Source organism: Bacillus sp. FSL P2-0099, assembly GCF_038007445.1.
GTDB classification, from domain to species: domain Bacteria; phylum Bacillota; class Bacilli; order Bacillales; family Bacillaceae_G; genus Bacillus_A; species Bacillus_A mycoides.
Map to the genome: position 1 here is coordinate 4,797,977 of NZ_JBBOXE010000001.1, position 13,148 is coordinate 4,811,124.

The following is a 13,148-nucleotide window of genomic DNA, read 5'->3' on the forward strand; positions in this document are numbered from 1 at the left end:
ATTTCATCCCCCTTTTCTATTTTCCTTCAGCAATTAGTACTACATCATCAACATTTTTTTCTGGACGAATTATTGTCCCATCTTCAATAACCATTTCCGATCCAACGATCGCTCTTTCAATCACAACGTTTTTACCAATCTTTGCCCCCGGCATAACGACAGAATCGATTACCATACTACCTTCTTCCACCGTCACTCCTTGGAATAAAACAGAATGCTTCACGTCCCCTTCAATGACGCACCCTTCATTAATAAGTGACTCTTCTACTTTTGCCTTTTCTGCAATATATTGAGGTGGCTCGTTTGGATTTACAGAATAAATTCGCCAATTACGATCGTTCAAGTTCAACGATGTTTCATCGCGAAGTAAATCCATATTCGCTTCCCATAAGCTTTTCACCGTTCCAACATCTTTCCAATATCCTTCAAACGGATACGCCATCAACTTCTTCCCTTCATCTAATAAAAGCGGAAGTACATCTTTTCCGAAGTCATTACTAGATTCAGGGTTTCTTGCATCCATCTCTAAATATTCTTTTAAAATAGCCCAGTTAAAAATATAAATTCCCATTGATGCAAGATTACTTCTTGGAAATTGCGGTTTCTCCTCAAATTCAACAACTTCCATCTCTTCATTTGTATTCATTATGCCAAAGCGACTTGCTTCATCCCACGGCACTTCAATAACAGAAATCGAAACGTCCGCTTCTTTCTCAATATGGTAATCTAGCATTTTGCTGTAATCCATTTTATAAATATGATCGCCTGATAAAATAAGGACATATTCTGGTTCATACTGACTTAAATAGTTTAAGTTTTGATAAATAGCACTTGCCGTACCTGTATACCACTTCACACCTGAAGACTCCGCATAAGGAGGTAACACAGTGACTCCACCGTTTACACGATCAAGATCCCAAGCATTTCCGATTCCAATATAATTATGAAGTTCTAACGGTTGATATTGTGTTAAAATCCCCACCGTTTCAATACCGGAGTTTGCACAGTTACTTAACGTAAAATCAATAATGCGATATTTACCACCAAATGGAACAGCTGGCTTGGCTAAATTTTTTGTTAATGCACTTAAACGACTACCTTTTCCCCCTGCTAGTAACATTGCTACGCACTTTTGTTTTTGAGCCATCTTGTTTTTTGCTCCCCTTTCTCGTCTTCACTGGTCGTAATATGGATACGCCAAATGGTGGAATTGTAATTTCTACATGTGCCGCTTGATTATGATATGGCTCTAGAATCGTCTTGAGACGTTTCTTATTAACTTGCCCCGATCCGCCATATTGCGCCGAGTCACTGTTTAAAATTTCGTTATAGTACTCGAAATCTGGTACACCTACTTTATAGTTTTCATATGTAGCTTTCGTAAAATTACATACGACAACTAACGCATCTTCCTGCTTATCCCCTTGGCGGATAAACGAGAAAATACTTTGCTCATTATTATTAGCATCAATCCACTGAAATCCTTCAGGCGAGTGATCTAACTGCCAAAGTGGTTTTGAGCGCTTATACAATGCTATGAGCTCTTTAAAGTAATCATGCATATTACGATGCATTTCAAAATCATGTAAATTCCAATCTAAATCTTCAAGGTCTTTCCACTCATCAAATTGCCCGAATTCTCCACCCATAAAGAGTAATTTCTTACCTGGATGAGTAAAGAAATATCCATATAATAAACGAAGCTGAGCAAACTTATCCCAGTAATCTCCCGGCATTTTATTTAATAACGACTTTTTCCCATGAACGACTTCATCATGAGAAAGCGGCAATATGAAGTTTTCAGAGTGAGCATATATTAAAGAGAATGTCATTTTCTCATGAATGTATTTCCGGTACTCTGGCGCACATTCCATATATTTCAGCACATCATTCATCCAACCCATATTCCATTTATAATTGAATCCAAGTCCACCCTCGTATGTTGGAGCTGTTACAAGTGGCCAAGCTGTTGAATCTTCCGCTGTCATAAGAAACTCTTCATCTTCTGCAAACACGGCTTCATTTAACTCTCGTAAGAAAGAAACAGCATGTTCATTGCTTTGCTCTTTTCCTTCTTTATTCCAGTACAGCATATTCGCAACTGCATCTACCCTGAAACCATCAATATGGAAATACCTCATCCAAAATAACGCATTTGAAATTAAGAAATTACGTACTTCTCTCTTCCCTAAATCAAAATTAACAGTTCCCCATACAAGGTTTTCTTGTACATCTCTATCTTTATATTCATAAGTCGGTGTCCCATCAAACAAATATAAACCGTGAGCATCTTTACAAAAATGCCCCGGTACCCAATCTAAAATGACACCGATTCCATATTTATGACATTCATCGACAAAATACATCAAATCATGTGGCGTGCCGAATCTACTTGTCGCTGCATAATATCCTGTTCCTTGATATCCCCAAGAACGGTCATAGGGATGCTCAACAAGCGGCATAATTTCAATATGTGTAAATTGATGTTCCACCACATACGGAATGAGCTCCTCGGCCATTTCTCTGTAAGAATACAGAGCGCCATCTTCTTTCTTTTTCCAAGAACCGAAATGTAATTCATAAACTGTCATCGCTTCTTTATAAATCGATTTTTTCTTTCTCTTACGAATCCAGTTTTTATCATTCCATTCATATCCCTCTATATCAAAAACTACAGATGCCGTATTTGGTCTTACTTCTGCATATACTGCGTAAGGATCTGCTTTTAAAATAACGTCACCATCCATCGTTTCAATCGCATACTTATATATCTCATTCTCTTCAATATGCGGTACAAACAAGGACCAAATCCCCTCTTCTGTCACTTGGAGCATCTTATGTTGCTCATAATCCCATTCATTAAAATCTCCAACAACACTCATTGCTTTCGCATGAGGAGCCCATACTGTGAATCGTACACCTCGCATCCCATCTTCCGTCACAATATGTGCCCCAAAGATGTTATAACTGTCATAGTACTTTTCTGTATGAAACTCATCTCGTTTCACTTCTTCACAATTTATTACATCCAATATGTTCACCTCACTAAGATGACAGAAATTTTTTACTCTTTATCATTTCTGCGAAAAACTGAAATATCCTTGTTATTTTTTAAAAAATATTCGTTTTTTTCTTAAATTTCACTTAAAATTTTCACATTTTCCGTGTAAATTATCGAATTTTGACGAATATTCATTGCAAACGCTTCATTTCCTACTAGCCTTTCATCCTATTATTTATTTCTCAACCTTTATTTCATAAGATTTATCCTATTTTACTCGCTATGTATCACTTAAAATCGTAACAAAATAATCTGTCATAAAAAAATGTTTCTCAATATTTTTTGTCACAATTTTATTGAAATGGAAAATTTATAAGCATATACTCATTCTCAATAAAGAACATTGAACCTTCGCAAATATAATTCATACTGAAACACTATGTTTACTCTATCGATGCTCCAGGCGAAAGTCTGATAAAAATTAAATTAGGGGGCTTTCTTATGTCATTAAAACCAAAGGTTGGAATGGGAGTTGTCACAGCTTCACTTGGCTTATCCCTTACATTCGGCGGTGTATTCGCCTATTTCAGTGATTCTGAAACATCGGGTAATTCATTTCAAACCGTCTAACAACGAAATTAGGTACTGAAAAAGATGGTCAGCTACTCGGTCAATATTAATATGCTCGTCCAGATGAAAACCTTGCAGGCGACGTAAATGGCGATAAAATAATTGATATTAAAGATGCTGAAATTATCGCTAATAACTATGGTAAAAAAGGAGTATCTGTAAAAGATGGCGATCTTAATAATGACGGCATCGTCGACGAAAAAGACATTCGTTTCGTTGAAAAGAACTTCTTGAAAAAAGGGCCAGATGCAGCTAAATCACAAACGCCTGTTGAAAAATCAAAAAGCGGTACACTTGCAGATATTTTAAAGAAATTAGGATTAACACCTAAAAAATAATAATAAAGAGCACTCTATATAAAGTAGAGTGCTCTTTTCTATAAACGACCCTTATCCAGCAAAAGGGGTATATTGGGGATATACAAGGGAAACCGGAAAAGGAATTTATATTAAATTATATAAAAACTCAGAGGTAGGAAGCAGTTTCCCGCCTCTGAATTATTTAGCAATTATTATAGTACTGGTGCCATTGTTTCTTTTAATACTTTTACAGAATGAGCGAATTTCGCTTTTTCTTCTTCATTTAGCTCAAGTTCTACGATTTCACGTACACCTTCGCGGTTAATAACAGCTGGAACACCTACGAAAGCATCTTTCTCACCATATTGACCTTCAAGGTATGCCGATACAGTTAATACGCTGTTCTCGTTGCTTAAGATTGCTTTAGTTACACGAAGTAGTGACATACCGATTCCGTAGTAAGTTGCGCCTTTACGCTCAATAATGTGGTAAGCTGCATCGCGTACATTTTCAAAGATTTTATCTAAATCTTCTTGGTTATACTGTTCGTTGTTCGCTAAGATTGTTTCTAGTTTTTGTACACCTACAGTAGCGTGGCTCCATACTGGAAGTTCAGTGTCACCGTGCTCACCAACGATGTAAGCATGAACGTTACGTGGATCTACATCTAAGTAGTCACCTAACATGTAACGGAAACGAGCAGAGTCTAAAGTAGTACCAGAACCGATTACGCGCTCTTTCGGTAAACCAGATTCTTTCCAAGTTACGTAAGTTAAAATATCAACTGGGTTAGTTGCGATTAAGAAGATTCCATCGAATCCGCTATCCATAATACCGCGAACGATTTGTTTAAAGATCTTTGTATTTTTCTCAACTAAGTCTAAACGAGTTTCGCCTGGCTTTTGTGGTAATCCAGCAGTGATAACTACTAAATCTGCATCTTTACAATCTGCATAGCTACCGCTCCAAACTTTTGTTGGTGCTGGAGAGAATGGTACCGCATGGCTTAAGTCCATTGCTTCTCCTTCTGCTTTTGCTTCATTAACATCTACTAGTACGAATTCTTCAGCTACACCTTGGTTGATCATTGAGTAAGCGTAACTACAACCTACAGCTCCTGTTCCTACTAATACTACGCGATTGATACCTTTTTTCATGGTAATTTCCCCTTTCAATTGTTTACATCTATTTTTTATTATTGTTTAAGTAATTAATTAAAATACTAATTTAATGTTGTTTAACTTCTTTACATACATATTGTAGCACGGATTATTGTGAATTCCTTCACAATTTATGACCTATTTGTGAACTTTTTCACATAGAGTGTAAAGTTATTAGAGTGCGGGTGAAATCCATCTCAATGGAGGCGTTTTCTTTAGATTGTGAAAGGGTTTTTCTTAGGTTTTTTGTCGGTAAGTGAAATTATATCGACGATTATTTAAATATATCAACGATTTTTAGAATATATCTACCGTAACTCAAAATATATCAACGATTCGACAAGGAATATCGACTTACCGACAAAACCCTATAATAATAACAGCATAAAGAAGCTGCCTTCAGTAGATCACCTATTGAAAGACAGCTTCTGGATTAAAGCGTTGATTCAGTCCTTCTGAGCTCATAAGTACACCTGTAGAAACTTCTAACTGACTGCACAATTGTATAAATGATGTGCTAGCAATTTCTTGACTGAGCCATACGCAAAGGGCAATGAGTTCGTTTGCTTGATACTTGCTAGATCGCTGTATAAAACCAACTTGTTTGGCGATCTCTTGTAGGACTACTGGAGCTCTTGTGCGAAAAGGTCCAGTTCATTTGAAATGATAGACTTCATCAAAAACGCCATCCTTTCTGTATAATTCTACAAAAAGAATAGCGTTTTTTTGATTACATGGATACAAATTTATCTTAGCTTGATAGTGATGTTTTTTCCATACACATCAAGTTAACACAACGTCACTTATTAACAGTCAATAGACATGGAAACCTAGCAAAGCCCTTCAATTATTGTAGTAAAACAGTCATTTTTAAATCTTCAGAACCTCCATTTTTTAAAGTATCATTTTGACCACTAAGATACGTAGGTTTAATTGTTAAGGATTTTGGAGGATTATCCATTGGTGGAAGAGCTAAAACAATATGGTGTCCGTATAGTCCCGTGCTACCAACTTGCAAGCTGACTCCTTCGTAGATTTTTCCTTTATCATCAGTGACAGTATAATCAAGTGCTGGCCAACTATCATTAGCTTCCATTTCTTTTGGATAATCAAAGGTCAAATCAATCCTCGTTGAAAGTGAAGAAAAAGTTACTTGATCTACTGTTAATGCATACAGATTATCTTTCGTTAATGTTTTTATATTAGGAGTAAATTTACGAATCTCACCTTCAACTTTTGTAAGAGGAAATGCTACATTCCATGTTCCTGCTTTTCCAAATAAATCTTCTCCATGGACGGAAACATCAATTTTATCACCAAATTCACCGTAATTAGCCAGAGTGAATTCATGCTGCTCAATAATGGTGTTTCGTCCTTTTGACTTCTGTGAAGTAGAACTAATTGCAGCTCTGACTTCTTTCCCATTAATGGTTACATAACTAAATCCAGCTTTCTCTTCATTGCTATTGGAAATAGTATTTTCTCCTTTGTATTCCACCGTGATCACTAAACGTCCGCCATCGTAAACAGCTTCTTTCACATTCATCGTTAAACCACTATGGTTATCTTGTCTTTCAATTGATGTAGCAAGCTCATCCTTTTCAATTTTATCAGAAGCAATATCATTAAATTGTGCATAAATGGGGCCTATAACTGGAACACTCGATAAAGTCTTTGCCATAGCAGGAGAAATGAATCCAAAACCTAAGAGAGAAACACATATTCCACAAGCAACAAGACTAGAATACTTGATTGTTTTTTTTCTACGGTATTGATTTTTCTTAGCTTGAAGCATGGCTGTTTTTTCTCTTTGAATTAACCGGTCTTCTGGTATAGGAATATCATTGATATGGTGATTAAATTCTTCTTTATTCATAACTATATCCCTCCTTTAAAATGGGGCGTAAGGCTTGCTTTGCTCGATGTAATTGAGATTTTACCGTTCCTTCTGGAGAGTTAAGAACCTCAGCAATTTCCTTAATAGATAAATCGTGATAATACCTTAATAAAATAATAGTTTTGTAAGTAGGATCTAAGAAATTAAATGCCTCGGTTAAATCCAATGATTGTTCTAATTTATTCATGCTTTCTTCTGTACATAAATTAGCAAATATTTCATCATTCGCAACAAATTGTCTAGAGGATTTTCTTACAAAATCAATGGATTTAAAAACAAGAATTTTGGTAATCCAACTTTGAAATTTCTCCGGCTTCTTTAATTTTCTCAGTGAAAGATATGCTTCATAAATTGTTTCTTGGTATATATCCAGTGCATCTTGTTCATTTCTTACATAAGAATAGGCTGTTCGATATAATTTCGGGCGAACAAAAGTAATAAGTTGTTCAAATGCTTGATCATTTCCTCTTGTTGCTTGTTTTACTAGATAGGCTATGTCCATTTTTATTTCTTCCTCCCTTTACTAATATAGTCGAATGAGAGAATAAAAAGGTTGCAAAAATAAGTGCATATACATAAATCTCCTACAACTTATTGCAATGATTAATATCCAGCATTAAAGAAAAGACACCAGAAATCCAGATAGAAATAAGAGCCAAATATATAGCTTGTTCATACCAAATTTAAAGTAAAAAAGATCTCCCAAAACGGAAAAACGAGCTGAATTCTCATAAATAACTGTAAAAAAGGTAAAATTCTCGTTATGGGGGTGTCTTAAAATCTTAGCTTGATGGGCATGTGATGTTAGCTCTATTTTAAGCAAATATCTATAAATACTTTTTGATGTTTCTATAATGAGCTTTTCATACTCCATTGCTCTCTCTTTTCTATTAGTTAGACGATTCAAATAGAAAAAAGTATACAAGAAATCCATAAAAAAAAAGCAGACTATTCAAAGTCCACTTTTATACAACAAAAAAGAGATAGCAGATTATGCTATCTCTTTTAGTATGACCCGTACGGGATTCGAACCCGTGTTACCGCCGTGAAAGGGCGGTGTCTTAACCACTTGACCAACGGGCCAAAATCTGGCAGAGAAGAAGGGATTCGAACCCTCGCACCGCGTTCGCGATCTACTCCCTTAGCAGGGGAGCCCCTTGAGCCACTTGGGTACTTCTCTATAATATGGCTCCGCAGGTAGGACTCGAACCTACGACCGATCGGTTAACAGCCGATAGCTCTACCACTGAGCTACTGCGGAATAATTATGGTGGGCCTAAATGGACTCGAACCATCGACCTCACGCTTATCAGGCGTGCGCTCTAACCAGCTGAGCTATAGGCCCATAATAGATAAGCGGGTGAAGAGAATCGAACTCTCGACCAGAGCTTGGAAGGCTCTTGTTTTACCACTAAACTACACCCGCATTAAATTAAAAATGGTGAGCCATGAAGGATTCGAACCTTCGACCCTCTGATTAAAAGTCAGATGCTCTACCAACTGAGCTAATGGCTCATTTTGAAAGTGGTGCCGGCTAGAGGACTTGAACCCCCAACCTACTGATTACAAGTCAGTTGCTCTACCAATTGAGCTAAGCCGGCTTGCGATTTCAAAATGGTGGCTCGGGACGGAATCGAACCGCCGACACGAGGATTTTCAGTCCTCTGCTCTACCGACTGAGCTACCGAGCCTTTATGTAAAAAAATGGCGGTCCCGACCGGGGTCGAACCGGCGATCTCCTGCGTGACAGGCAGGCATGTTAACCACTACACCACGGGACCATTTGGTTGCGGGGACAGGATTTGAACCTGCGACCTTCGGGTTATGAGCCCGACGAGCTACCGTACTGCTCCACCCCGCGATGATATAATATTTAATTTAGAAAAAATGGAGGAGGTAGAGGGATTCGAACCCCCGCGCGACTCTCGCCGCCTGTCGGTTTTCAAGACCGATCCCTTCAGCCGAACTTGGGTATACCTCCGAGATATGAACTTTGAGTGGTGGACCTTGTAGGACTCGAACCTACGACCGGACGGTTATGAGCCGTCTGCTCTAACCAGCTGAGCTAAAGGTCCTTTATGGTAGCGGCGGAGGGGATCGAACCCCCGACCTCACGGGTATGAACCGTACGCTCTAGCCAGCTGAGCTACACCGCCATAAGTTATATTCAAATAAGTGGAGCCTAGCGGGATCGAACCGCTGACCTCCTGCGTGCAAGGCAGGCGCTCTCCCAGCTGAGCTAAGGCCCCATATTTTGAAAATATCGGGAAGACAGGATTTGAACCTGCGACCCCCTGGTCCCAAACCAGGTGCTCTACCAAGCTGAGCCACTTCCCGTTAATAAAAAACGCGCCCGAGAGGAGTCGAACCCCTAACCTCTTGATCCGTAGTCAAACGCTCTATCCAATTGAGCTACGGGCGCATATGGTGCCGAGGGCGGGGGTCGAACCCGCACGGTGGTCACCCACCGCAGGATTTTAAGTCCTGTGCGTCTGCCTGTTCCGCCACCCCGGCATGTCATACTGAAAATTGGAGCGGAAGACGGGATTCGAACCCGCGACCCCAACCTTGGCAAGGTTGTATTCTACCACTGAACTACTTCCGCAAGACATGTTTGAGTTATTTTATTAAAAGTGCGGGTGAAGGGAGTCGAACCCCCACGCCAAAGGCGCTAGATCCTAAGTCTAGTGCGTCTGCCAATTCCGCCACACCCGCATATTATAATTTAAAAAGAAAAAATGGGGCGACTGATGGGAATTGAACCCACGAGTGCCGGAGCCACAATCCGGTGCGTTAACCACTTCGCCACAACCGCCATGATTTTCTGGTGCCGACTAGAGGACTTGAACCCCCAACCTACTGATTACAAGTCAGTTGCTCTACCAATTGAGCTAAGTCGGCTAAATGGTGGAGGATGACGGGATCGAACCGCCGACCCCCTGCTTGTAAGGCAGGTGCTCTCCCAGCTGAGCTAATCCTCCGAATTGCCTGGCAACGTCCTACTCTCACAGGGACAAGGTCCCAACTACCATCGGCGCTAGAGAGCTTAACTTCCGTGTTCGGTATGGGAACGGGTGTGACCTCTCTGCCATCATTACCAGACTGTATTCATTTAAGACAAGAATTATCATAACTTATTCGACATTTAAAGTCAACAAGTTTTTTATATTCTTTCAAAACTAGATAACATTGCTTCATATTATATGGTTAAGTCCTCGATCTATTAGTATTCGTCAGCTCCACATGTCACCATGCTTCCACCTCGAACCTATCAACCTGATCATCTTTCAGGGATCTTACTAGCTTACGCTATGGGAAATCTCATCTTGAGGGGGGCTTCATGCTTAGATGCTTTCAGCACTTATCCCTTCCGCACATAGCTACCCAGCTATGCCCTTGGCAGAACAACTGGTACACCAGCGGTGCGTCCATCCCGGTCCTCTCGTACTAAGGACAGCTCCTCTCAAATTTCCTGCGCCCACGACGGATAGGGACCGAACTGTCTCACGACGTTCTGAACCCAGCTCGCGTACCGCTTTAATGGGCGAACAGCCCAACCCTTGGGACCGACTACAGCCCCAGGATGCGATGAGCCGACATCGAGGTGCCAAACCTCCCCGTCGATGTGGACTCTTGGGGGAGATAAGCCTGTTATCCCCGGGGTAGCTTTTATCCGTTGAGCGATGGCCCTTCCATGCGGAACCACCGGATCACTAAGCCCGACTTTCGTCCCTGCTCGACTTGTAGGTCTCGCAGTCAAGCTCCCTTATGCCTTTGCACTCTACGAATGATTTCCAACCATTCTGAGGGAACCTTTGGGCGCCTCCGTTACACTTTAGGAGGCGACCGCCCCAGTCAAACTGCCCACCTGACACTGTCTCCCGGGTCGATAAGACCCGTAGGTTAGAATTTCAATACAGTCAGGGCGGTATCCCACCAGCGCCTCCACCGAAGCTAGCGCTCCGGTTTCAATGGCTCCCGCCTATCCTGTACAAACTGTACCAAAATTCAATATCAGGCTACAGTAAAGCTCCACGGGGTCTTTCCGTCCTGTCGCGGGTAACCTGCATCTTCACAGGTACTATAATTTCACCGAGTCTCTGGTTGAGACAGTGCCCAAATCGTTACACCTTTCGTGCGGGTCGGAACTTACCCGACAAGGAATTTCGCTACCTTAGGACCGTTATAGTTACGGCCGCCGTTTACTGGGGCTTCAGTTCAGAGCTTCGCTTACGCTAACCCCTCTCCTTAACCTTCCAGCACCGGGCAGGTGTCAGCCCCTATACTTCGCCTTACGGCTTCGCAGAGACCTGTGTTTTTGCTAAACAGTCGCTTGGGCCTATTCACTGCGGCTTTCCGTTAAGAAAGCACCCCTTCTCCCGAAGTTACGGGGTCATTTTGCCGAGTTCCTTAACCAGAGTTCTCTCGCACACCTTAGGATTCTCTCCTCGCCTACCTGTGTCGGTTTGCGGTACAGGCACCTTTTATCTCGCTAGAAGCTTTTCTTGGCAGCGGGGAATCAAAGACTTCGCTCCATAAGGAGCTTCCCCATCACAGCTCAGCCTTCACGATAAGCGGATTTGCCTACTTATCAGCCTAACTGCTTGGACGTGCACAACCAATCGCACGCTTCTTCTATCCTTCTGCGTCCCTCCATTGCTCAAACGATAAAGAGGTGGTACAGGAATATCAACCTGTTGTCCATCGCCTACGCCTGTCGGCCTCGGCTTAGGTCCTGACTAACCCTGAGCGGACGAGCCTTCCTCAGGAAACCTTAGGCATTCGGTGGACGGGATTCTCACCCGTCTTTCGCTACTCATACCGGCATTCTCACTTCTAAGCGCTCCACCAGTCCTTCCGGTCTGACTTCACTGCACTTAGAACGCTCCCCTACCACTGATACCATTGGTATCAATTCGCAGCTTCGGTGGTGTATTTAGCCCCGGTACATTTTCGGCGCAGAGTCACTCGACTAGTGAGCTATTACGCACTCTTTAAATGGTGGCTGCTTCTGAGCCAACATCCTAGTTGTCTAAGCAACTCCACATCCTTTTCCACTTAATACACACTTTGGGACCTTAGCTGGCGATCTGGGCTGTTTCCCTCTTGACTACGGATCTTATCACTCGCAGTCTGACTCCTAAGGATAAGTCATTGGCATTCGGAGTTTGACTGAATTCGGTAATCCGATGAGGACCCCTAGTTCAATCAGTGCTCTACCTCCAAGACTCTTACACTTAAGGCTAGCCCTAAAGCTATTTCGGGGAGAACCAGCTATCTCCAGGTTCGATTGGAATTTCTCCGCTACCCACACCTCATCCCCGCACTTTTCAACGTGCGTGGGTTCGGGCCTCCATTCAGTGTTACCTGAACTTCACCCTGGACATGGGTAGATCACCTGGTTTCGGGTCTACGACCACGTACTAAACGCCCTATTCAGACTCGCTTTCGCTGCGGCTCCGCCTCTTCAGCTTAACCTCGCACGGGATCGTAACTCGCCGGTTCATTCTACAAAAGGCACGCCATCACCCATTAACGGGCTCTGACTATTTGTAGGCACACGGTTTCAGGATCTCTTTCACTCCCCTTCCGGGGTGCTTTTCACCTTTCCCTCACGGTACTGGTTCACTATCGATCACTAGGGAGTATTTAGCCTTGGGAGATGGTCCTCCCAGATTCCGACGGAATTTCACGTGTTCCGCCGTACTCAGGATACATTCAAGAGAGAACGAAGTTTCGACTACGGGGTTATTACCCTCTGTGACGGACCTTTCCAGGTCGCTTCGTCTACCTCGTTCCTTTGTAACTCCGTATAGAATGTCCTACAACCCCAAGAGGCAAGCCTCTTGGTTTGGGCTAGATTCCGTTTCGCTCGCCGCTACTCAGGAAATCGCATTTGCTTTCTCTTCCTCCAGGTACTTAGATGTTTCAGTTCCCTGGGTCTGTCTTCCATACCCTATGTATTCAGGTAAGGATACCATACCATTACGTATAGTGGGTTTCCCCATTCGGAAATCTTCGGATCAAAGCTTACTTACAGCTCCCCGAAGCATATCGGCGTTAGTCCCGTCCTTCATCGACTCCTAGTGTCAAGGCATCCACCGTGCGCCCTTTCTAACTTAACCAAACTAAAATTAAAAAAATATGAGCTACACTGTTAT

Annotated in this window: 5 protein-coding genes, 22 tRNA genes, 2 rRNA genes and 4 pseudogenes; 2 read left to right on the top strand and 31 right to left on the bottom strand. The window is 41.8% G+C overall.

Going from position 1 to position 13,148, the window contains the following annotated elements; all coding sequences use genetic code 11:
- Positions 1 to 16 precede the first annotated feature (16 nt).
- Both glgC and glgB read right to left on the bottom strand, forming a co-directional pair.
- A complete protein-coding gene (gene glgC / locus MKY90_RS24890; protein ID WP_002129671.1) occupies positions 17 to 1,147 on the bottom strand; it encodes a glucose-1-phosphate adenylyltransferase in 1,131 nt (376 codons plus the stop codon).
- Positions 1,095 to 3,032 carry a 1,4-alpha-glucan branching protein GlgB gene (gene glgB, locus MKY90_RS24895; RefSeq protein WP_341092827.1) on the bottom strand — a complete coding sequence of 646 codons (1,938 nt, stop codon included), beginning with the start codon at positions 3,030 to 3,032 and terminating at the stop codon, positions 1,095 to 1,097. Before glgB ends, glgC begins: the two co-directional genes overlap by 53 nt.
- A 470-nt stretch (positions 3,033 to 3,502) precedes the next feature.
- Between glgB and MKY90_RS24900 the strand changes: the two are divergent.
- Both MKY90_RS24900 and MKY90_RS24905 read left to right on the top strand, forming a co-directional pair.
- Positions 3,503 to 3,622, top strand: a pseudogene (locus MKY90_RS24900) (TasA family protein); the annotation flags it as partial.
- Positions 3,616 to 3,969: pseudogene (locus MKY90_RS24905) on the top strand (dockerin type I domain-containing protein); the annotation flags it as partial. The pseudogenes MKY90_RS24900 and MKY90_RS24905, both read left to right, overlap by 7 nt.
- 173 nt (positions 3,970 to 4,142) lie before the next feature.
- Here the strand turns inward: MKY90_RS24905 and MKY90_RS24910 are convergent.
- From MKY90_RS24910 to MKY90_RS25050, 29 genes and pseudogenes are all read right to left on the bottom strand, one after another.
- On the bottom strand, positions 4,143 to 5,087 hold the full coding sequence (locus MKY90_RS24910) for an L-lactate dehydrogenase (protein ID WP_002129674.1): 945 nt from the start codon (positions 5,085 to 5,087) through the stop codon (positions 4,143 to 4,145).
- 423 nt (positions 5,088 to 5,510) lie between these two features.
- Positions 5,511 to 5,767, bottom strand: a pseudogene (locus tag MKY90_RS24915) (IS4 family transposase); the annotation flags it as partial.
- 170 nt (positions 5,768 to 5,937) lie between these two features.
- Positions 5,938 to 6,966, bottom strand: coding sequence for a DUF4179 domain-containing protein (locus tag MKY90_RS24920; protein WP_012261906.1), 1,029 nt, complete (start codon positions 6,964 to 6,966; stop codon positions 5,938 to 5,940).
- Complete coding sequence (locus MKY90_RS24925) at positions 6,959 to 7,489, bottom strand: sigma-70 family RNA polymerase sigma factor (RefSeq protein ID WP_012261907.1); 531 nt, start codon at positions 7,487 to 7,489, stop codon at positions 6,959 to 6,961. The genes MKY90_RS24920 and MKY90_RS24925 overlap by 8 nt, the downstream gene beginning before the upstream one ends.
- A gap of 309 nt (positions 7,490 to 7,798) precedes the next feature.
- A pseudogene (locus MKY90_RS24930) lies at positions 7,799 to 7,861 on the bottom strand (RNA polymerase sigma factor); the annotation flags it as partial.
- A gap of 137 nt (positions 7,862 to 7,998) precedes the next feature.
- Positions 7,999 to 8,070 (bottom strand) — tRNA-Glu (locus MKY90_RS24935).
- Between the two features lie 6 nt (positions 8,071 to 8,076).
- Positions 8,077 to 8,167 (bottom strand) — tRNA-Ser (locus tag MKY90_RS24940).
- 6 nt (positions 8,168 to 8,173) lie between these two features.
- Positions 8,174 to 8,248, bottom strand: a tRNA-Asn gene (locus tag MKY90_RS24945).
- 7 nt (positions 8,249 to 8,255) lie between these two features.
- Positions 8,256 to 8,332 (bottom strand) — tRNA-Ile (locus tag MKY90_RS24950).
- Positions 8,333 to 8,342: 10 nt separating this feature from the next.
- Positions 8,343 to 8,413 (bottom strand) — tRNA-Gly (locus MKY90_RS24955).
- Positions 8,414 to 8,426: 13 nt separating this feature from the next.
- Positions 8,427 to 8,502: transfer RNA gene (locus tag MKY90_RS24960), tRNA-Lys, on the bottom strand.
- A 10-nt stretch (positions 8,503 to 8,512) separates the two neighbouring features.
- Positions 8,513 to 8,588 (bottom strand) — tRNA-Thr (locus tag MKY90_RS24965).
- 14 nt (positions 8,589 to 8,602) lie between these two features.
- Positions 8,603 to 8,678 (bottom strand) — tRNA-Phe (locus MKY90_RS24970).
- 14 nt (positions 8,679 to 8,692) lie between these two features.
- Positions 8,693 to 8,768, bottom strand: a tRNA-Asp gene (locus tag MKY90_RS24975).
- Positions 8,769 to 8,771: 3 nt separating this feature from the next.
- Positions 8,772 to 8,848, bottom strand: a tRNA-Met gene (locus tag MKY90_RS24980).
- A gap of 27 nt (positions 8,849 to 8,875) precedes the next feature.
- Positions 8,876 to 8,968 (bottom strand) — tRNA-Ser (locus tag MKY90_RS24985).
- Between the two features lie 17 nt (positions 8,969 to 8,985).
- Positions 8,986 to 9,062 (bottom strand) — tRNA-Ile (locus tag MKY90_RS24990).
- A gap of 4 nt (positions 9,063 to 9,066) precedes the next feature.
- Positions 9,067 to 9,143: transfer RNA gene (locus MKY90_RS24995), tRNA-Met, on the bottom strand.
- A gap of 20 nt (positions 9,144 to 9,163) precedes the next feature.
- Positions 9,164 to 9,236 (bottom strand) — tRNA-Ala (locus MKY90_RS25000).
- A gap of 14 nt (positions 9,237 to 9,250) precedes the next feature.
- A tRNA-Pro gene (locus MKY90_RS25005) sits at positions 9,251 to 9,324 on the bottom strand.
- Between the two features lie 11 nt (positions 9,325 to 9,335).
- A tRNA-Arg gene (locus MKY90_RS25010) sits at positions 9,336 to 9,409 on the bottom strand.
- A 3-nt stretch (positions 9,410 to 9,412) separates the two neighbouring features.
- Positions 9,413 to 9,501 (bottom strand) — tRNA-Leu (locus tag MKY90_RS25015).
- 16 nt (positions 9,502 to 9,517) lie between these two features.
- A tRNA-Gly gene (locus MKY90_RS25020) sits at positions 9,518 to 9,592 on the bottom strand.
- Between the two features lie 29 nt (positions 9,593 to 9,621).
- Positions 9,622 to 9,702, bottom strand: a tRNA-Leu gene (locus MKY90_RS25025).
- A 24-nt stretch (positions 9,703 to 9,726) separates the two neighbouring features.
- A tRNA-His gene (locus tag MKY90_RS25030) sits at positions 9,727 to 9,802 on the bottom strand.
- Between the two features lie 10 nt (positions 9,803 to 9,812).
- A tRNA-Thr gene (locus MKY90_RS25035) sits at positions 9,813 to 9,888 on the bottom strand.
- A gap of 4 nt (positions 9,889 to 9,892) precedes the next feature.
- A tRNA-Val gene (locus MKY90_RS25040) sits at positions 9,893 to 9,968 on the bottom strand.
- A gap of 5 nt (positions 9,969 to 9,973) precedes the next feature.
- A 5S ribosomal RNA gene (gene rrf / locus MKY90_RS25045) occupies positions 9,974 to 10,089 on the bottom strand.
- A gap of 101 nt (positions 10,090 to 10,190) precedes the next feature.
- Positions 10,191 to 13,112: ribosomal RNA gene (locus tag MKY90_RS25050) — 23S ribosomal RNA — on the bottom strand.
- Positions 13,113 to 13,148: the final 36 nt, after the last annotated feature.